Below are 20107 nucleotides of genomic sequence, written 5' to 3' on the forward strand. Positions count from 1 at the left end.
GGCGCTCAATGGACCTGACCCCGCTCGGTCTCGCCATCCACGTCTGTGGTGCGGTGTTTTTCATATTCGGTGTCGGCAAGATCATCGACCACCTGGCGCAAGGCCTCCGTGTTGGCCGTTGCTGCATCCGATTGCAGATAGACCTTGGCGACATAGAGCCGGTCGAGGCGGTCCTCGAGAACCTTGTCCAGCGCATTGGCATCGCCGGATGTGAGCCGATCGAGTTGGCGAACGTCCAGCACCCGCGCGATCTCGTCGCGAAAGGCGTCCCGCTCCGCCTCGGTCTCGAAGGGCGCGGACAATTCCCCGGCCCGCTCATGGTCCAGGACACGCGCAATCTCGTCTGCAAGGCGGTCGATACGTTCGAACTGCGCTGAACTTTCACCGCGGGCAGCGAGGACATCGTCGCGCGTGCCAACCCCCAGCCCCTCGCGCAACTCGTTTTCGCGGCGGACCTGATTGATGACCTCCGTGTCGCGTATCTCGACGACAGCCGCATAGGTCGCGCCGAGCCCGCGGGCGAGGTGGGACGGCATGTCCGGGTAGCGCGCTCGCAAGTCATCCGTGACAGCATCTGCAACGGGCGTGCGGAGGTCGCGTCCCTCCATGATCCGGTCGACCTCGCGGGTGATCTCGCTGGCGCGGGCCGCATCGGTGATGGTCTCCCTATAGGGCTCAGACCGGTCGATCACATCGCCGGGGCGTGCGAGCAGGTCCGGGTGTGCTTCGAGATACGTGCGCTGCTCCGTCTCGATCCGGCGCTCCGCCCGTGAGACAACCTCCCAGTCCCGGTCCTGGATCTGCTGCGCAGTCAGGCCGTCTGCGCGCATCTCCTGACGGATTGTCCCTTCCATCGCCCGGACCGCGTCCCGGTGATAATGGAACCGCTCACTGATCGGTTCCGCTTCCATGACGCCATCCCGGCGCAGCACGTTCTCGCGCTCCAACAGCGTGCCAAGTTCCACATGCACGTCATTGAGAATGTCGCGCGCCTGTTCCAGATCGGCGCGGCGCTCGAGGTTCAGATCCCGCGCCTCAGCCACGCGTGTTAGATCATTGGCGATCCATTGATGCTCGAGCGCTGCATTTGAGGCGCCCGTCTCGATCCGGGCCACCACTTCCGATGTGCTGATCCCAGTGCCGTGTAGTGCCGCGTCAATGCGCGATCTCAGATCGGGCTCTGCCAGACGCTCGCGCTGGCTGGCGTCGATATTGGCTTCGGAATAGATCCCGCCCTCCGAGGGGGTCTCTGACAGCGAGCCCGAGCGCAGCCCCAAGGGCTGCATGTGCTGGACCTGCGTCTGGATCTCGATGAGACGTTTTTCCAGCACGGGACGTTCCGCGTCAGACTTCTCGGCGATCATGCCCTGCACTCGCGCGAGCTTTTCCGCATAGAGGCTTCTCAGATCCTCGAAGCTTTGATCCTCGGCCATATACACATCTCCTGTTCGGTCCATCTGTCCGCCATGCGCCAGCACCTCGCCCGCGCGGAAGAGTGCCGCGGCGATGTCTTCCCGGGCCTCCCGGGAGGCCTCTGCGGCAAGCGAATGGTAGACGGTTCTGGTGTTGGCGATCTCCGCCAGCGTCCGGGTCAGGTCGGCCCCCACGCGTTCGCGCTCGTGGGGTGCGCGTCCCTCTTCTTTCGCCGTATAAACCTCGCTTGTGCGGGCCGGGTAATGCACAACCCCGCGATCCACCCGGCGCGTGGCCTCCAGCCGAACGCCATACTTCTCGGCCTCCTCGACCATGGCGAGGCGGAAATCGTCGTAGTTGAAGCGGTGGTTGCGCCCCAGAAAGAAGAACTCGCCTTCCTGCGAGCGGCGGTTCAGCACCAGATGCGCATGCGGGTGATCGCGGTCCTCATGCACCGCGATGATGTAGTCGAAATGCCCCGCGTCAGTCTGGAAGAACCGCTCGGCCACATCGGTTGCGATGTCGCGCACATCCTCCCCGCGCGTGCCGATGGGGAAGGACATGAGCATGTGGGTGGTCTGTCCGAGCTTGGGCTTGAAGCCCGCATCCCACCGTTTGGCAAAGCGCTCGGTCAGGTCCTTGATGTCACCCGCCTCGAGCTTGGACTTGCCATCCAAGAACCCGCTCGAGTCCACGATATGGGTGGACTTGGTTGTAAGGTAATCGAGCTGGTTCATCAGCTGCGATTTGTTGTGAGTGCCCCCGCCCCGGATCGCCTTGAAGACCGCTGGCCGGTGCCCTGCTGCCGCGCGCACAAGCTGGGTCTGCTTGGCCACGTGTAGCCCCTGCATCGAGCCCCGGATGCGGCTCCAGCCGTCCCGGAAGACCTCGCCCGTAACGGTATGGACGGCATCATTCAGCCGCATGGGCAAACTCCCTCAAGGCGGCTGTGGCCTGCAGCTGCATCGCGTCCCGACGGCGGCGCAGGAGCAGATCGATCTCGTCAGCGGAATCCAGGATGAACCGCGCCAACCCGCGCATCTGGGCAAGGCGCAATTCGGTGAACTCGGCACTCGTGCCTCCCCCGGCCCCCTGCCCTTGCCGGTTGGCCTGCGTCATCTGCTTGGCGATTTGCGTGACCCCATTGCCGACCTCGTGCAGTGAAGCGCGGTAGCGCGCCATCTCGGCCGCCATCTGCGCGTCCGGAACGAACACCCCGCCTGCCGCCTGAATGAGCCGCCGCAGCCCCTCGGCCCGGCTCTTGATCCCCGCCTTCTCCAACACCGCGTCGAGCGCCGCCAGCTCCGCCGCCGTGACCTTCACACTGACCGCTGAGACCGGAATTGCGGCATCCGTCTGGCGCTCGGCATCGGCTTTGAGCGTGTACTGAATCGCCCGCACCGACACGCCAAAGCGTTCCGCCAGCACTGAAGTGGAAACGCCTTCCGCAGCTTCGCGAACGATCTCCATGCGGTCCGCATCTGTGAGGCGTTTTGAGCGAGACATGCGAAGAAAGACCCCCTATTTCCTGCCACCTTCCACCAAGGCTGCTCCCACCTTACGATAATATACCTAGCTGTCAATTATATACTTGCGTCGCATTCAGGCTCAGGCAGCCTTGGTGTCCGCCTCACGCCGCGGCCCGCAGGGACGCGGCTCTGCCGCCCTCACCACCGTGCGACACCTGTCCTATGGGTCCCGTCCGCCAGCCCCGCCCGAGGCTCTGGCCGAACACGCATGTTTTCGGACGGAACCGCGGGCGGGCGCACACCCCACCGACAGGGCGGACAGGCAGGGTCAAGGAGGGCCAGATTTGGCTTGCCAAATCTCTGCCGCAAAAACCGGGAGGCCCTGGCCGATAGGTTTTTGTGGATGGCCCCCTTGAGGCTGACTGGCCGGTCTGTCGCGGCCTGATCATTCCGGGGGGAGTCGGTCCCTTGATCGCGCAGCGACCGGCACCAAGGAGAGGTCGCTGCCGGCGATCACCCGCGCCGGAACTGGCATCCCTGGAACAGGGATCGGGCCGCTCCCGGATCGTCCTGGGGCGGCCCATCCTCGTCAGAGGATTCAGTCCTGGGGATCCTTCGCGCTCGGCGGGAACATCACCAGCTCCGAGACCGCGACGGGAAAGTCGAGCTTGAGGCTGAAGAACTCCGAGCCATCCCCGTTGCGGGTGTTGCGGAACATGGCGCCCACGCGTTGGAAGCGGGTGCGCTCCTGACCATCGGTGTCGGTGAACTTGACGGGGACGGTGGCGACGTAGTGGTTGGTCATTTGGGTTACTCCTTGTTGCGATGGGGATCACCCGGCACGGGGGCAAGAGGCCCAGCCGCAAGCGCAAATGCGGAGGGTCCGCGGCCCGCCGTGGAAGCCGTATTTGTGCTTGCCGAAGCGTGAGCTGAGGGCACGATTGGGCCGACCCCGTGCGATCCACATCTATGAGCAAAAAGGAGTGATCCGGATGACCCCTGCCATCACGCCGGCGCCACCATCCGCGTCCCGCCGAACCTGGCCGGGGTGCTGACAAAGTCCGCCCGCGTGGGTGCGATGTTCCGAAACACCACCCGAGGGACGTGCGGGTCTTCAGCCTCAAGTGGGACGTCTCGACCCCTCGCGTCTTGCCCCGCTGACGATGTGCATGAGGTGCGCACCATCCCGAACCCATACCGATGCGGATGGGCCGCACTCTGACGGACTGGGTAGAGGGGTAACGGTGCTGGCCGCCGCAGACTGCCGATCACGCGTGACCGATCGCACGCGCCGTGAGACATGACGAAAGGGCCGCGCCAAGCGCGACCCCCTCTCTTCACTCCTGCGACGCCTTCTTCACCGGGTCCGCAACCCGCATGACCGTCAGGCCTTTCGCTTCCGCTTTCTGCCCGAGGTTCAGCGCGACCCCGTTGCCGCCGAAGAGGACAACCCCCGTCGCCGCGAACTTGTCGTCCAGCATTTCGTCGTTGCACTTGAACGGTGCCGCCCGCCCGTGCGCGGACCAGCGCGGATCGAAGCGCGCCTGCGCGACGCCGCGTGCCCGGGCCCACCGTGCCGCAATCATCTCCGCCCCATGCTTGCCACCCTTGTGGCAGAGGAAGATCTCCTGGTTGCGGTTCTGCTTGATCCGTTCGCGAACCTTGTCGAGCGTTTTGAAGATCACATCGACATCGGTCCAGTCGGTGGCGCCTGAGACGATCAGGGGAACCCCCTCGACTTTCGACTTCTCGGCAGTCTCGCGGTCGTGCCGCTCGAGGAGCTGCCGCGCCTCAAAGACTGCCCCGGTCTCCTGCGCCCGGACGCTTGCGCGCGACCCGGCTGCTGGAATGAAGGCGTGGCCCGTCTCGATCTCGTAGCATTCCGCCGCTGCCTCGCTCATCACCTCGATGGCGCTGACAATTTCGCGCAGTTGCAGAAAGCGCGCCTGCGCCTCCTCGAGCGCGGTCTCGGCGATCTCTGATCCGTCGTGGGATTTTGCCAGCGCGCCGATCTTGTCGGCGGTGCGGTCGACCTCCTTGCCAAGCGCCACCTTGCGGCGCTGCAGGATCGTCGCGAGCCCATGGGCCAGCGGTTCGATTTCTGCTTCAAGCCCGGTCCCGCGCAACTGCCCGAGCAAAGCCTCGAAGCTCTCGCGGATGATGTGGTCGGTCAGGACGTGATCCTCCGGGATCGGCAACTGCGCGTCCCTTTCGGTCAGTCCGAAAAGCTCGATGGTCTCGTAGGTGTTTGCAGTGTCGTAAGCCATGTCTGGTCTCCAGTGTTCGGTTGCAAGGCCACCACGTGAGTGTGGAGGCATGGCCGAATGCCTGGTTTCCGAATCTGCCCGGGTCAGGGACGGCGCAGCCGCCGGCTTGCCGGGCGCAAAAGTTTTCCGCGCGCAGCACCCGACACATGCGCGCGCTCGCGCACGGGACCGCCCCGCGCCACTGGCACCAACCTCGCCGAAAAGTTTTGCGATCCTTGACGCGGGCTGATTTGGGGGCCATCCGGAGGATATGCTTCCGCATTCATGTGTGTGTGTTTTGACGGTAGGTTTGCCCGACCCGAGCAGGCAAACGGCCTGACCGGACGCGGGAGACGGATGAAGCGGCGGGATCGTTTTGCCCCGCAAAACAGACCAGAGCGCAATCCGGCGGAGCGGCCGGGGAGTGACGTGCTCGCGAGGCGGGCAAACCGGGATGCCGGGTGCGACGCCGCGGTGAGGCCGCATGGCCGAATGCGCGACGGACCGAAGGGCCGTTCTCCCCTGCGACACGCGAAGCCGAGCTGGGGAGGCCGCAAGGCTTAGCCCAAGGTTGATGTGCTGGCGACGCCGCTGCCGACTATACGGATTACTTGTCCAAGCATTCGACGTGATGGGCGGGAAGTCGTCATTCACAGCTAGTGCAAGCCGAAAAAGCTCCACTTCAAAAGCCGTCATTGGTGCGCTTGCGGCCCTAATGCGCCGAACACCTTGGTGAGCGATGATTCATGGATGATTTACCCGGCTGAACAACTAATCTAGCTTCACCCTAGAATTGCATTCTAAGGTGGAAGACTTGAAGAACTTTTGGGATGGAGAGCTGGTAGGAAAAAAGGAGTTGCTGCGCCTGTTGACGCGCGACGGCAAGTGGCTGCGCTGGGAGGGTGAGAAGGAAGACCCGGACGACCCCAGCAAGAAACCCAAGGCCGGATGCAAGGATCAGGTCGAAGAGGCTCTGTTGGCGGCGCTGCATTCAACCAATGTCGTGGTGCTGTTGGGGTCTGGGGCGTCCTTCTCGGCCAAGAACGAAGGCGGGCCGAATGCGCCGGGGATGGGCGATCTGTGGCATGCTGTGCGAGATGCCGTTTCCGAAGGAAATTTGGTCGACCACAAAGAGTTTGACGATCTCGCAAAGAAAGTAATGGGTGGCCTGCCGCAGAACGACAGCGAGGGGAAGCAGAAGGCCGGAGATATCGAAAGCCTGTTGAGCCTCTGCAAAATGCAAATTGAGCTGCTCAATATTCGGGCGAAAAACGACCCTGATTTCGCTGATGGGCCTTGGTTGGATGAGCTGATCGAGTTTGTTCGCGTTGCTGAGAACACGATCTTGGGCAAGGTAGGTTTTGTTGGCGCGGGCACGGATTTGCCCGCGCAATTGGCATTCTTGAAGAAGTTCGCCCGCCGATCTCCGGAAAAGCCCAGAGTGAAGCTGTTCACCACGAATTACGATCTGTGTGTTGAGACGGCAGGTCTACGTCTCGGTGTCGTGCTGATCGACGGTTTTTCCCACAGTGCCGAACAGCGGTTCAACCGTGATCACTTCGACCATGACATCGTGCGGCGAGCCGCATCGGGCACGAAGGCCGACTACCTCGACGGCGTGTTTCACCTCTACAAGCTGCACGGGTCAGTGGATTGGCGGCGACGTTCCGATGAAGTCGTTATCCGAAGCGTCGATGCCCCCGGCGAGGACCGCAAGCCAGTCCTGATCTATCCTCGGTCTTCGAAATATCAGGAAGCATTCGGAAGCCCCTATCTCGACATGTTCGCGGCCTTGCAGGCAGCGTTGCGGGAACCCGATACAACGTTGATCGTCTCAGGCTTCGGGTTTGCTGATGATCACATCAGCGCCCCGATCTGGTCAGCCATCGAAACGAACCTGTCGCTTCGCCTTGTGCTTTGTGATCGTGGGTTCGTAGAGCACCAAAAGCTCTTCGATGAAGACGTGCAGGAAATTGACCTCGATCTAGGTGGACAACGCCACTACCAAAGCAAGATTGCGCGTCTTGTGCAGCAGGGCGATACGCGCATCACTATGCTGAACGGTCGTTTCGAAGACCTTGCCGATGCTCTCCCAATGATATCGGGCAAGACGGATCGCCAGCTCTTGCGGGATCGGCTTGAGAAGCTGCGCGAGGGCGATGGCGCATGAGCGAGCTTGCCTCCCTGATCGACCCGTCGAAGCGCATCGGAACGGTCACACGGGTGACGGCCAGTGCTGTAGAACTCACCTTGCCGAATGCACTTGCAGCCCTCGGGCGGCGTGGACTGGCAAAGGGTTCAGTTGGTGATTTCGTGTTTGTCGATTGCGATCGCTCAGCGATCTTGGGACGCGTGACGGAGGTTGGCATTCCAGACAGGCAACGAAACGTCCTTGAGCACCAGATCGAAACCGATCCCACGGTAGAGCCGCAGGGGCGTGTTCAATTGTTGGCGACCGTCAGCAAGACCACTCGGAAAGTGACGCGCGGTATCAACACGCAGCCAAGGGTCGGTGATGGAGTCTACCTCGCAGAAGGCGGAGCGTTGTCCAATTCCATCAAGGATGCCTTGGAAGGCGATATGAAGGGAGACAGTGCACCGTTGCTCGTCGAGCTGGGGAACCTATCTGGGCTGGATGATGCCGCCCTCAGCATTCCGCCGGAGAAATTGTTCGGTCGTCATTGCGGAGTATTTGGTGCGACAGGCGGGGGGAAGAGCTGGACAGTGTCCCGCCTCGTCAATGAGATCGTGCGTATAGGTGGCAAGTGTATTCTGTTCGATCCAACGGGAGAGTTCGCAGGAAAGGTAGCCACCGCACGGGAGTTTGAGTTCTCAAATGACCAAGCCGCTGAAGGCCGCTTGGCGCGGTTTCCGAGTGAGAAGCTGTCCGAGCTTGACTTGAACGCCCTGCTCAGACCAACCGGGCAAAGCCAAGGCCCCACTCTTCGCAGTGCGATTATCAGCTTGAGACTGGCTCGACTGCTGTTGGCAGACCCAGTGCGGTTTCCGCAGCATGCCGTCGAAGGCAGCGATGCTCTTCGAATAGAAGTTCAACACAACGACCAAACAGTCGGCTTCATCCACCTTGACGAGAACAGAACTGTTTCGAAAGCAAACCAACAGAGGAAACCGCTTGGTCGCGCTCAGCTGATGCTAGCCGATCAGTTGGCGGCAGATGACTGTGACTTCGATCTCAAAGTGCTTTCCAACCAAATTGGCAAAGAGTGTTTGTTCCCGGCTAACACGGACGGCACATTTGGCGGGGTGGACCCGAAGCAAGTAGGTTACAACAATACCTTGGTTATTCGGATCGAGACGCTTTTGAACTCTCCTGATATGTCATGCTTTTTTTCTCAAGAAGGCTTGGATATATGCGAAGAAATCGAGGGGTTTCTTGATGATCCAGATGCGAGGGCTTTGGTGCTTTCATTCGAAAACGTGAGCTTTAAGCACAATGCGCGTGAGTTGCTACTGAACGCTATTGGACGCTATCTGCTTGGCATCGCACGGCAGGGGCGTTTTCGACAAAATCCGCTTGTTTGCTTCTTGGATGAAGCTCACCAGTTTATTGGCCGGTCTGTCGGCGATGACCAGAATAGCGTTAACCTCGATGCCTTTGGCCTCATCGCCAAGGAAGGCAGGAAGTACGGACTGACCACCGTTGTCGCGACGCAGCGTCCCAGAGATGTGCCACAGGATGTTCTCAGTCAACTTGGAACCCTCTTTGTACATCGGCTAACCAATGAGCGAGACCGGGAAACCATTGAAAGGGCATGCGGTGATCTTGATCGCAGCGCCGCCGCCTTTATCCCATCTCTATCACAAGGCGAGGCGATCATTGTCGGCCCCGATTTACCCGCACCGTTGCCGATCATGATGAGCAAACCCGAAAAAGGTCAGCAACCAGAAAGCCACGGCCCGAAGTATCAGAAATTTTGGGGCAAAACCGAAGCAGCCCCATTGACCGAAGATTTTTGATCAAAATAGTAGGAAGTATTGATGTTCGATTTCTACTCAGCTGACTATCGTCGAATGCTTTTCCCGATGTCGACAAACCGCTACTTGATCGAAAATGGTCAAGCCGAGATTGCCGAGTTTTTGAATCGTTGCCTTGATCCCGATCAGGAATCTTTTTCATTCCGTTCGCAAACCAGGGTTTATGCCGGCAAGCCCGGTTTTCACCTGAGGCGAACCGTTAAACTGGACCCTGTGGCGGAGTATTTTATTTACGATCTCGTCTTACGAAATAGAACCCGCTTCAGAGCGCCCTACCACGAGCACAAGAAGCATTTTGGCTACCGCTTTCAAGATGGTGAGCCACTCAATCCTTCGGGATCATATCGAGGATATAAGGGGGCCATTGCTGCGTATCGAGATCAATTCAGATACAGCTTGAGCTTCGATGTCGCTGCTTATTTCAACTCAGTTTACCACCATGACCTCGTTTCTTGGTTGTCCAGAACCGGAGCATCCGAACAGGATTACCAGGCGTTTGGTCAGTTTCTTCGGGAAATAAACACGGGGCGGTCAGTCGATTGTCTGCCACAGGGCATTTACCCAACGAAAATGATAGGCAATGATTTTCTCCGTTTTGTCGAACAGTTTCACGGATTGCGCAGCAATGCGGTTGTTAGATTTATGGACGATTTTGTACTTTTCTCCGACTCGCGGCGTGATCTTCGTCATGACTTCATTACGATCCAGCGCTTGTTGGGTGAGAAAGGCCTTTCACTGAATCCAAACAAAACCAGTGACGGCGTGCGGGAGAACGTTGAACTTGAGGATGCGATCGAAGACGTAAGGATACAGCTACTCCAAAGACGGCGTGTAGTTATCACCGACTATGATGGTATTCCCGATGAAGAGGTCGAAGTCGAGCAGGATTTGTCGGATGAAGAAATGGGTTTTCTGCGAGGCCTACTACAACAAGATGATATCGAAGAAGAGGACGCAGAGCTCGTGCTGGCGTTGATGGCAGAGCATGCCGAAGAAGCGATTGAACGTCTTGCAGACATAGCGCGTCGCTTCCCACACCTATTCAAGAATATTCACTCATTTTGCCGTGAGGCGGAAGACGAGGAAGCCATAGCCGCATTCGTCTTGGAACTACTTCGTGACAATGACGCGATGATCTACGAGTTCCAGCTTTTTTGGCTGACCCACATTCTTGAAGATCGGCTTCTGAACACCAATTCAGCGGCAGAGATCATAGACAGGCTGAACAATCATCCAAACGCCACATCGATCTCCAGAGCTAAACTCCTCGAAATACCCGACTTGAGGTACGGATTAGTAGAGCTTCGCGACGCCCATTTGGGTGCTGGGCAATCCGATTGGTTGTCCTGGTCTAGCGCGGTCGGCCACAGAGGATTGAATAGAATCGACCGCCGTCACAGATTGGGTTACTTTGCCAAAGCTTCAAACTACAACAAGCTTGTGTTTGACATAGTGTCGAAGGATTGAGTGGGCCTTTAGGGTTCGCCTGAATTTTTGATATTGTCAGTATTACCGAATTTTGCACAGCGTCCGCTCTGGTGAAGCTGCGTCGCAGCACCTGACTAAATCGGCAAAGTCCGCTACGGACCGACCACGTCGGGCGTACTGCTTCATTCCAGATCGACGTCGCCCAAGCGTGGCGCATGGACATGCGTCCGGACAAGGACTGCAGCGGCCGCGCCCGCGATGGCGCCGAAGAGATGCGCCTCCCACGAGACGCCGGATTGGCCCGGAAGAACGCCCCAGAGAATGGAGCCATAGAGGACACCGACCACCAGTGCCGCGCCTAGCGTGATCAGCGAGCGATCCACGAGGCCGCGCACCACGAGGAAGCCGAACCAGCCGAAGACCAGCCCTGACGCTCCGATATGAATGGCCGAGCTGCCGAACAGCCACACGAGACCGCCGCCGAAGCCGATCACCACGGCGTTCACCGGCAGCAAGACTCGCGTGGTTGTTGCCACCAGCAGTCCACCCATCACCAGCAGCGGCGGCGTATTGGCCATCAGGTGCGCGAAGCTCCCATGCAGGAGGGGCATCGCGATGATGCCATCCAACCCACCGAAATACCGCGGGATCAGCCCGAACGCCGGGTTCAGGCCGTAGCCGGTGATCCAATTGATGACCTGGACCGCCCAGAGCAGGGCGACAAAGGCGGCAAGCGCCGCAGCGCGCCGAAAAAAAGCGCGCATGTGATCCCGGTTCATCATGGCGGCGACAGTAGACGTCTCCGCAAGCCCTTCAACGGCTTTCGCGCGCTGCACAGGATGCCACCTCCAGGAAGGGGGGTTTGAGGCGGCCAACCTCGGTACGGCTCAAGCCAAGAGAATGGCTTCGATCTTACACGGTGTTCCCCGGCCGCAGCGGCATGATTTCACGCTCGGGACGCTTCAGGGCTTCGGCGTATTTGCGCGCATTGTCATCGATCGTGTTGTGCCAAAGCTTCGAGACGAAGGCCCGGGCGTCTTGGACCGTCATGTCTTTCAGCGAAGAGGACCGCGCCATGAAAAGCTCATCTTCGCTGATCGCAGCGGCGTTATGCATGGCGTCCGCGTAAAACGAAGGGTCGTTCAGGACCTGCTCGCTCAGCGGCATCCGCGCAAGGTTCTCTTCCGGGATCGCCATGAAGACCGTGTCCTGCAAGTCGGTCAGATAAGCGCGGCGCGACGTGGACACCGACTTTCCCGCCGCCTTGGCGTCTAGATATGCCTGCCTTGTCCTGTCGAGCTTCGCCCTTGCATGGGTCATGATGACTTCACGCTTTCGGGCGGGTAGCGAAAATCCAGTGCAGCGCTCGATATGAGCAAGGAGTTCTGCAACCTCTGCCTCAACATCAAAGCTCTCGAACCATGGAACCGTCCCTGATCTAGCCGCCACGCGCCCGCCCTCGATATTGCGATAATATATTATTGTATCGCATTTACACCAGATCGCAAGCGGGTGACGTCCTTCACGCAAACGGACATGGAAAAAGGGGAACCGTGGTCCCACGGCTCCCCTTTCGGTTCAGATTGTATTCTCTCACGCACTGGTCACGCGACCAGCGACAGCCCCGCGCCCGCGTCCTGCGGCTGCTCACCGCTGTCGATGAACGGGATGATCGAGAAGGTCTGCCCGCCGCGCTGTTCTTCGTTCTGCACGGCGTTGACGCGCAGGTCGCCATCGGGCGTGTTGATCAGAAGCGACAGGTAGTCATTGCCCGTGCGGCTGCTTTTGGCCATCCACGCCGAGCCGACGCGGATCGGTGTGCCCCGGGGCGAGCTGACCTCGATGCGGTAATCGGGGTGGGTCTTCTCGGATTTGTAGCTGTTTTCGATCAGCATGAACTCCAGATCGAACATCATGTTGGCGATGTAGCCGGTGAAGGCGTTGTCAGCGTCCATGGCGGTGAGCTCGCCCGAGATCGAGCCGGATTTCATCAGGCCGTTCGAGACCAGCGGGATGATCTCGAATGCGCCGCTCTGGGCGGCGCGCGCCTCTTTCGTCTGCACCGCGTTGACCCGGAACGGGCCGAGGCCGACATCGATCTGCATCGAGATGTAGGGGTTGCCGCTGGTATTGCCGGTCTCGTTCCAGGCCGTGCCGATGCGCACCTTGCGGCCTGATTTGTTGACTGCCGTCACGTCAAAATCCGGGCTGCGTTCGGACATCTTTGCCCGCGCCTCCAACTGGATGGCGATGTCAAAACGCGTCGAGTGGATCATGCCGGTGTACTGAGCGGCTGCGGTCTCGACATTGCGGGTGAGGGTTCCTGCGAACATGGGATGGTTCCTTTTGGATTGGCCGGTGCCTGACGTTCTTGCCAACGCATCCGGGATTGCTTTCTCGACCCCTCTTGGGATCACAAATCAGAAAGCCTGCTTTCCTTTCAGCCCCGCCCACTGGTCAGAGCTGCCGTCCGAGTGGGAATGCCCCCGCGCCTCCGGGTGCTGCGCCCCTCCCCTGTCCGTCTGGTCTTGATTGGCTGCTCGGATTTTCAACGCTGTCCTCCGACCGCGCGATGAAGAACTCCACCTCTTTTCCGTTCAACCCGTGCCCGCCCCGGTCGGTCAGACCGATGCAGCTGCCGTTCGGCACATAGGTGATCAGGTACTGCCCAAGCCGGTCCTTGTGGACAACGTAGCCGGTATTGGCCCAATGCACGGTCTGGCCGGCATCGACGGCCGCCTTGATGGCTTCGAGTGTCATGCGATCCTCCTCAAGAAGAATGGTGGGGAAACGACGCAAGAAGCCCGATCTTCCAACCGGGCTTCCATGCAGTATTCGTTTGGCAAACGGCCAAGAGCTGTCAGGCGCTTTGCGTGGCTTGCGTCGCGCGCGACGCCATCCAATCCTTCAGGCCAAGAACCGTTCTTCCGGCGGCGACCTCGGAGGCCCAGGCAACCCTTGGGTCGCCGCAGGGCTCATTGCCGACATGCCGGTCGATGTGGCCATTTGCCATCCATGGCTCGGGCTGGATCCGTCGAAGCCAGTCCGCCATGCTCGGAATGCGGCCCTGACAGTCTTCGCGGACATGCTGCTCGCCGATCCAGCGCACGGGGATCTCTCGACCTGCGCTATTGGTCAGGGTCAGGCCGAAGACACGTTCGGCCTCGAACAGGCCTTGAGCGTGGTGGCGCATGGCTCGGTGCGTGAAGAGCGCGAGATGCTCTTTCGAGGCGTCAAACCAATCGTGCACAGCCTGATAGTCAGACGGCACCCCGCCGAATTTCCGGGCCGAGCTTTCGGCATGATGAAGCGGATGCGCCATCTCACAGCCCCTCGTCATAGCTATGCGAGCATTCAACGTAGCGGTCCGCATGATCGAGCGTGATGCTGTCGGCTGCTATGTCCCAGGTCAGCGTGCCGTAGCCGCCCTCGTTGTTTTCGAACCCCGGGTGATGGTGATAGGCGAGCGACCAGGCGAAATCGCCCACGGCGGTGGCAAGCGGTTCCGGCAGTTGGACCTCCGCAGGCTGCACAGTCACATCCTCAACATTGCCGGAGTCGCCATAACCTTCGTATTCGGCAGTGACCTCGCTGATGCCAAGCGCGCGCAATTGCGCGATCAGCTCCGCTCGGGATGCCTTCAAGGTGGTTTCGCGCTCCGCGCGCCACTGAGCCGCAATCGCGGCGTAATCGATCTGGGGATTGGTCATGGGTCCGTCCTCTTGTCTGAATTTGGGGGGCCGGGCGTGGCATTGGTCAGCGCGCGGCCGGAAAGCGCAGACCGAGCAAACCCCGATCCGCGACGCCCGGCATAAAGCCCGCTTTAACTTTTCAGGCGGCTTGTTCTGACGTCACGGCGGCTTCCTGCCTCACGATCCGGGCCAGAATGCTCCCCGTGTCGATCCCGTCCCCATGCGGTAGGAACACCCGCAGCTGGAAAGCAATGATCTCCGTGAAACACCCCATGACCTTGAGGCCTTCGATCATGCCCTTGTCCGCGCCGCCAAGCTCGAGGCGCATCTCGCCTGCGACGCGGCGACGGGTCAGGGTGAGACCCTGGCCCAGATCCACAGGCGCGGTGGTGCCGAGGGCGGCGGTCAACATCTCCTGCGGTGTTTGCGGGTTGGACACGAGGAAGCGGGCGCGCAGCGCGGCCGCCCCTTCCTCGCTCAGAGTGCGCCCAATCATCGCCGTCGCCCCGTCCGGCGTGACCCGGTAGATGCGCTCATTGGTGGTCGGAATGTCCTTCCAGATCGGCAGCAGCAGCCCGGTCAGCAGGTAGAGCTTGGTCGTGGTGGTTTTTGGCAGGGACGCAGCCTCGGCATCCCAAAGACGTGCGAACTCAGGCCTGTCGATCTCTTCCCAAGCCGAGGACTCAAACCGTGCCTCTTCGAGATAGCTCGACCCGTTTGGCCGCACCGCCTTGCGCATCAGCGTGACGATGTCCTCGTCATACATCTGCATGGGCCGCGCCGAGATGAGCGCCGCGCGACCGGAGGCGCGGTTAACCATCGGCAGCTTGTCGGGATTGCGCGATATGGCCTCTTCGGCGCCCAGGACATACACTGGGTCCGTCACCTCAAGTCCGATGATCCGCGTCACGGCACCGGATTTCGGGCAGGTCCAGAGATCCTCTGTGGAGACCTGTTCGATCCTTTCGCCACGCAGGGTTTCGACGCCGAGATCGAGCGTGCCCGCCGCGCGCGCCCGTTCAGTCTGATCGGCAATCCGGCGCATGAACTCGGCAAAGAGCGCGTTCTGCATGTGGATGGGCAGGGCAAGCACCCGGTTGAGAAACCGCTGGATCGGGGGAAGCTCCTCAAGGAGCACCCCGTCCTTGTCGATCAGCCGCAGGGCCGTCCAGTCGGTGAAGCTCTCGTAGCTCATCGCCTCAGCGCGCCCGGCGGCAAGATCGGCGAAATACCCACGCAGCGCGGCCCGCGCGATCGGGCTTTCGAGATTGTCCTCCTCGCGGAACATGCCCTGCGAGCCGGTCTCGCGCTGACCCTTGGTCAGGGCCCCCAGCTGGTCGAGGCGTTTGGCTATAGTTGACGTGAAGCGTTTCTCGCCATGCACATCGGAGGTGCAGACCCGGAAGAACGGCGCGCTGACCTGTGCTGAGCGATGGGTGCGCCCAAGCCCCTGAATGGCCGCATCCGCGCGCCAGCCGGGCTCCAGTAGATAGTGCCGCCGCCGCTTCTGGTTCTTCGCCGTTTGTGCCGCATGATAGGACCGGCCCGTCCCGCCCGCATCGGAAAAGATAAGGATATCCTTCTCGCCGTCCATGAAGGCTTGGGTCTCGGATGAATTGCTGCTGGCGGCGCGTTTCTCGATGAAGAGGTGGCCATCCTCGGCCTTGAGGGGCCGGATGGACCGGCCCGTGACCTCTGCTACAGCCTCGTCGCCAAAGGCCCAGAGGATCTGATCGAGCGCCGAGGGGATCGGGGCCAGCGTCATCAACTCCATCATTGCCGCATCGCGCAGGGCGAGCGCCTCGCGCGAGACAACGAGCGCGCCGGTCTCATCCCGCAAAGGTTCCGCCACCATGTTGCCGTCAATCTCCACGAGCTTTTGCGCATGAATCGGGAAGGCCTGTTCGAGGTATCCCAGGACGTAGTCGCGCGGCGTTAGCGCGCCCTCGACCAGCTCGTCCTCCGGGTCCATCGTCTCAAGCCGACGTTTCAGCAGGCTTTCGCCTGTAGAGACCACCTGAATGACGCAAGCCTTGCCCGCCGCCAGATCGTCCGCGATGGCGCGGATGATGGTCGGGGCCTTCATGCCCATCAGCAGATGATTGAAGAAGCGCTGCTTCGTGCTCTCGAAGCGAGATTTGGCCGAGGCGCGTGCGGCCGAGGCATTGGTCTCGCCCGAGGCGTCGTTGACGCCGGTCGCAGTCAGCGCCGCTTCGAGATTGTGGTGGATGGTGCGAAACGCTCCAGCGTAGGCGTCGTAGATCTCGATCTGGGCCGAGGTGAGCGCGTGTTCGAGCACGTCATACTCCACGCCGTCGAAGCTGAGGGCGCGGGCCGTATAGAGCCCGAGCGTCTTGAGATCGCGCGCGACCACCTCCATGGCGGCGACACCGCCGGCTTCCATCGCAGAAACGAAACTCTCGCGGCTTGGAAAGGGGTATTCAGGGCCCTGCCCCCAGAGACCGAGACGCGCGGCATAGGCGAGGTTGTGCACGCTCGTGGCACCCGTGGCAGAGATGTAGAAGACGCGGGCGCGGGGTGCTGCCAGTTGCAGCCGTAGGCCAGCAAGGCCCTGCTGGGAGGGTTTGACCCCCCTGCCCTGCTCAGACCCTGCCGCGTTCTGCATGGCATGGGCCTCATCGAAGGCAAGAACGCCGTCAAAGTCTTCACCCATCCAGGCGAGGATCTGGCTCAGTCGCGTGGTGCCGCATTTGCCCGCGGACCGCAGCGTGGCGTAGGTGACGAAGAGGATGCCGTCGCCCATCGGGACGGGCTGGTCCGGTTTCCATTTGGAAAGCGGCTGAATGTCGGCTGGCGAGCCGCCGAGATCGGTCCAGTCGCGGATGGCGTCCTCGATGAGCGTGGCGGATTTGGAGACCCAGATCGCCTTTCTGCGCCCGGCCAGCCAGTTCACGAGAATGAGCCCCGCGCATTCGCGCCCCTTGCCGCAACCGGTGCCGTCGCCGAGGAAATAGCCAAGGCGATAGGCACGTGCATCCGGGTCATCATCGGCGCGCGTCAGCTTGGTCTGGTCGTCATCGATCGCGAACCGACCCGGCAGGTCGCGCCCATGGGCGTCATGCGCCATGATGATGGTCTCGAGCTGCGCCTCGGAGAGATCTCCCTCCTCGATCAACCGTGCGGGCAGGCGCAAGTCATCACGGCCCGTATTTGAGGGCATGGGCGGGGCAACCGAGGCCATGGCGATGCTTTCAACGAGCGGCGTGGGATGTTCCTGCGCATCCGCAATCTCGATCCGTTGCGGACGGTAGCGCGCATAGATGTCCGAGATGGGCATGTTGTTGCGCGGGGTCTGAAGGCTCGTGAAGCTGAGCGGACGGACGGCATTGGCCCTGGCTGTGGGGGCGGTGATAACACCGGCAGCGGTCTTGCGCGGGACAGATGATCGAACGTTCGGCCGAGCATGAGGGATCGCTTCAACCCGTTGGGCCGGGCTCATCTCGGTCCGTGTTGCGGCCACGGCATCGACAAATGGAAGGGCTTCATCCAGATCGCACAAAGTGGCGCGGATTATCTCGCCGCCCTCCTGCACCTTGTCGAAGACCATGAGCTGGGTTTCGACAGAGGTGCCGAGCTTGCGATAGACCTGTCCCGGCATCGTCAGCGCCAATCGCGGCGTCAGGAGACCGCAGGCGCGGGACCAATGCGCGGCATCGCGTTCGGGCGTGAATCCCGGCGGCATGATCGCCACCAGCCGCCCACCGGGCGCGAGACGCTTGGCAGCCGCGATGAGATGTTTGGCGGCGATGTGCTTGTCTCGGGAGCGATCGACCGAGGAGGCGAAGGGCGGATTCATCACCACGACGTCGGGTAGAACCGGCGTCTGCAGCAGATCGTCGATATGCTCGCCGTCATGGCCCGTCACCTCGCCGCCGAAAACCGCGCGCAGGAGGCGCTGGCGAAAAGGGTCGATCTCGTTGAGCAAAAGCGTGGCACCGGCCCGGGCGGCGAAAGTAGCCAGGGCACCGGTGCCAGCCGAGGGCTCCAGCAAAGTCTCGCCCTTGCGAATGGCTGCCGCCCGCACGACCATTGCCGCGAAAGGCAACGGCGTGGAAAATTGCTGCAGCCGGATCTGCTGCTCTGACCGGCGGGTTTCCGTCAGCAGCCGTGAGGCAAGCAGCTTTGCAGCGGCGATGTCACCTGCTGCACCGTCCCCACGCAGCACAACCTGGATGGCCGCGGCCTGCATCAGGTCATAGGCCATGCGCCAGTCCCAGGCACCGCCGGCATCGCTGCCATGGAACGTCTCGCGCATGATACGCGCGAGCGCTGAACTGCGCAGGGGCTGGTTGTCGACCTCCGCGCCGATCTGCGCGAGGGCAGAGGTGAGGTTAGCGTCGGAGATTGGGAAAGCCGGGTTTGCCGGTTTGGGCCTGGACATGGGGATTTTCCTTTGGATCAGGGTCTGAGTTCCAAAGGACAAAAAGCCCGCTTTCGCTTTTCAGGATGGCGGGGTCAGACCGCGCTGCCCCCAAGGCTTGGTCAGGACTTGGGTTCGACCTGCCGCTTCGCATCAATCAATGCCTGTGCGGCCTGCATCACCTGAACTTGAGATGTTCCCGAGCGTGCATCCTCCAGCGCGGCCTGCACCTGCGCGCAAAACCAGGCGTCATAAGAATTCGCTTCAGCGGCCATGGAAATGCTCCTCGAGAGCTTTATCCAGAAGCTTGCCAAGGCCATGGGGCATGTCTGCAACGTGCACCGCGACTGGCAAACGGCCCCGCTTCATCTGGGACGCGCATTGCTCATCGAGACCAAGAAGTGGCCCTTCCTTTCCCGTTTCGTCCATTGCGTTTTCTCCAACCGTGTTAAGGCGTGAGGTTACATCACCTTGCGTGATATCGTAAACGGCGGTGCCGTTAGGGTCGCAGAAAATCATCCTAGGCCACTTACCGATCGGGCGCCGCTTCAAGGGAAGTTTCGAACCGCTTGTCCGCCGCCGCGGCTTCTTTCAGGAGCGCGTCAAAATTGTCAGGTGGGTTGCCATCTTCCAGCATCCCTTTGAACGTCGCATAGGCATCCGTCTTGCTGCCATAGGCGCGCAGGGTCTTGTCGTCGTTCACCCAGGCCACCACGATGACCTTCGCATCGCTGTTGAACCGGTAGAACAACCGATACTGTTGGAAGAATTTCGCCCGGAACCAGTGCTTGCGGTGATCGCCGAGTGTGCCGCCTTGCCGGAAGGCGGCGGCACCCGGATCTGCCGGTATGGCCTCGGTGACCAGCTTGAAGATGGCGGCCAGCCGTTTCGTGGAATTCTTCTTGCGCCAGGTCTTGGGATCGCGTGCCTTACGCGCCTCGACTTCCTCGATCAGCCCTTCGAGCTGGTCCAGAAAGAGCGGATGCGCATAAATCGACCATCCGTTTACGACAAGGGGCGCTTGGGCGGGCACGCTATCGCCGCTCATTCATCCTCGAGCGATAGCGGCGCATCGAGATCGACGTCAACGTCTCCGACCAGTGCTGCAAGACGGTCATGCAAAGCCCCATCGAACGCCCGAATGCGGTCCGGATGCGCTTTGATATCGGCCTCGACAAAATCGAGAAAGGCTCCGAGCACAGGATCTTCCTCGTCGCTGCGCACGGGCTCGATATAGACCCTGCCACTCGGCTCGGTGCAGTAACGAATCTGGTCGCCCTTGCCCAGCTTGAGCTGTTTGCGCACACTCGCCGGCACGGTCGTCTGATACCGATCCGTGAGTTTCGAGACATCTTGTGCGAGGGCTGTCATGGCAGTCTCCTGAAAGAATGGGGGTCTTTGCTGCTTGCGATAGGTAATGCATTTGCATTGCCTAGTCAAGATTCGACGCAGGATCTGCTGTCACCGGGCAGGTCGATGAAC

General features: G+C 60.9%; 18 protein-coding genes. 4 read left to right on the forward strand and 14 right to left on the reverse strand.

The genetic code is table 11. The features are described from left to right. Positions 1-5: 5 nt before the first annotated feature. The 4 genes from BSF79_RS12285 to BSF79_RS12305 all read right to left on the reverse strand — a co-directional run bounded on the left by BSF79_RS12285 (position 6) and on the right by BSF79_RS12305 (position 5149). Positions 6-2339 (reverse strand): relaxase/mobilization nuclease domain-containing protein, encoded by a 2334-nt coding sequence (locus BSF79_RS12285; RefSeq protein WP_090270139.1) that lies wholly within the window; start codon positions 2337-2339, stop codon positions 6-8. After that, complete coding sequence (locus BSF79_RS12290) at positions 2326-2919, reverse strand: helix-turn-helix domain-containing protein (RefSeq protein ID WP_090270140.1); 594 nt, start codon at positions 2917-2919, stop codon at positions 2326-2328. Before BSF79_RS12290 ends, BSF79_RS12285 begins: the two co-directional genes overlap by 14 nt. Before the next feature lie 561 nt (positions 2920-3480). Beyond that, on the reverse strand, positions 3481-3687 hold the full coding sequence (locus BSF79_RS12295; RefSeq protein ID WP_007120662.1) for a hypothetical protein: 207 nt from the start codon (positions 3685-3687) through the stop codon (positions 3481-3483). Between the two features lie 532 nt (positions 3688-4219). Then, entirely contained in the window at positions 4220-5149 is a 930-nt protein-coding gene (locus tag BSF79_RS12305) for a DUF2493 domain-containing protein (RefSeq protein WP_090270142.1), read from the reverse strand. A 784-nt stretch (positions 5150-5933) separates the two neighbouring features. Here BSF79_RS12305 and BSF79_RS12315 point away from each other — a divergent pair. Genes BSF79_RS12315 through drt5 form a run of 3 tightly spaced genes read left to right on the forward strand, consistent with a single transcriptional unit; the run spans position 5934 to position 10591 of the window. Continuing rightward, positions 5934-7298 carry an SIR2 family protein gene (locus BSF79_RS12315; protein ID WP_217650063.1) on the forward strand — a complete coding sequence of 455 codons (1365 nt, stop codon included), beginning with the start codon at positions 5934-5936 and terminating at the stop codon, positions 7296-7298. Next, entirely contained in the window at positions 7295-9106 is a 1812-nt protein-coding gene (locus BSF79_RS12320) for an ATP-binding protein (RefSeq protein ID WP_090270144.1), read from the forward strand. Before BSF79_RS12315 ends, BSF79_RS12320 begins: the two co-directional genes overlap by 4 nt. 21 nt (positions 9107-9127) lie before the next feature. Further along, positions 9128-10591: an antiviral reverse transcriptase Drt5 gene (gene drt5, locus BSF79_RS12325; RefSeq protein ID WP_090270145.1), complete on the forward strand. Its 1464-nt coding sequence runs from the start codon at positions 9128-9130 to the stop codon at positions 10589-10591. A 143-nt stretch (positions 10592-10734) separates the two neighbouring features. On the opposite strand, the gene BSF79_RS12330 is transcribed toward drt5, so the two are convergent. The 8 genes from BSF79_RS12330 to BSF79_RS12365 all read right to left on the reverse strand — a co-directional run bounded on the left by BSF79_RS12330 (position 10735) and on the right by BSF79_RS12365 (position 18900). Then, on the reverse strand, positions 10735-11316 hold the full coding sequence (locus tag BSF79_RS12330) for a rhomboid family intramembrane serine protease (RefSeq protein WP_090270179.1): 582 nt from the start codon (positions 11314-11316) through the stop codon (positions 10735-10737). Positions 11317-11464: 148 nt separating this feature from the next. After that, complete coding sequence (locus BSF79_RS12335) at positions 11465-12001, reverse strand: hypothetical protein (RefSeq protein WP_245776399.1); 537 nt, start codon at positions 11999-12001, stop codon at positions 11465-11467. Positions 12002-12156: 155 nt separating this feature from the next. Continuing rightward, a complete protein-coding gene (locus BSF79_RS12340; protein WP_090270147.1) occupies positions 12157-12885 on the reverse strand; it encodes a DUF736 family protein in 729 nt (242 codons plus the stop codon). A 124-nt stretch (positions 12886-13009) separates the two neighbouring features. Beyond that, positions 13010-13312: a hypothetical protein gene (locus BSF79_RS12345; protein WP_090270148.1), complete on the reverse strand. Its 303-nt coding sequence runs from the start codon at positions 13310-13312 to the stop codon at positions 13010-13012. A gap of 100 nt (positions 13313-13412) precedes the next feature. Continuing rightward, on the reverse strand, positions 13413-13874 hold the full coding sequence (locus BSF79_RS12350) for a DUF6915 family protein (protein ID WP_090270149.1): 462 nt from the start codon (positions 13872-13874) through the stop codon (positions 13413-13415). Position 13875: 1 nt separating this feature from the next. Continuing rightward, a complete protein-coding gene (locus BSF79_RS12355; protein WP_090270150.1) occupies positions 13876-14262 on the reverse strand; it encodes a DUF6878 family protein in 387 nt (128 codons plus the stop codon). A gap of 121 nt (positions 14263-14383) precedes the next feature. Then, complete coding sequence (locus BSF79_RS12360) at positions 14384-18646, reverse strand: strawberry notch family protein (protein WP_090270151.1); 4263 nt, start codon at positions 18644-18646, stop codon at positions 14384-14386. Between the two features lie 101 nt (positions 18647-18747). After that, on the reverse strand, positions 18748-18900 hold the full coding sequence (locus tag BSF79_RS12365; protein WP_009819682.1) for an antitoxin PaaA2 family protein: 153 nt from the start codon (positions 18898-18900) through the stop codon (positions 18748-18750). On the opposite strand from BSF79_RS12365, the gene BSF79_RS19795 reads away from it, so the two are divergent. Next, a complete protein-coding gene (locus tag BSF79_RS19795; RefSeq protein ID WP_009807952.1) occupies positions 18899-19084 on the forward strand; it encodes a hypothetical protein in 186 nt (61 codons plus the stop codon). The two genes, BSF79_RS12365 and BSF79_RS19795, sit on opposite strands and share 2 nt — an antisense overlap. 70 nt (positions 19085-19154) lie before the next feature. On the opposite strand, the gene BSF79_RS12375 is transcribed toward BSF79_RS19795, so the two are convergent. Together BSF79_RS12375 and BSF79_RS12380 are read right to left on the reverse strand one after the other, a co-directional pair. Next, a complete protein-coding gene (locus BSF79_RS12375) occupies positions 19155-19673 on the reverse strand; it encodes a type II toxin-antitoxin system YhaV family toxin (RefSeq protein WP_090270153.1) in 519 nt (172 codons plus the stop codon). Further along, on the reverse strand, positions 19670-19996 hold the full coding sequence (locus tag BSF79_RS12380) for a type II toxin-antitoxin system PrlF family antitoxin (RefSeq protein WP_090270154.1): 327 nt from the start codon (positions 19994-19996) through the stop codon (positions 19670-19672). The genes BSF79_RS12375 and BSF79_RS12380 overlap by 4 nt, the downstream gene beginning before the upstream one ends. Positions 19997-20107: the final 111 nt, after the last annotated feature.

This window comes from Thalassovita taeanensis (genome assembly GCF_900110775.1).
Lineage (GTDB): Bacteria > Pseudomonadota > Alphaproteobacteria > Rhodobacterales > Rhodobacteraceae > Litorimicrobium > Litorimicrobium taeanense.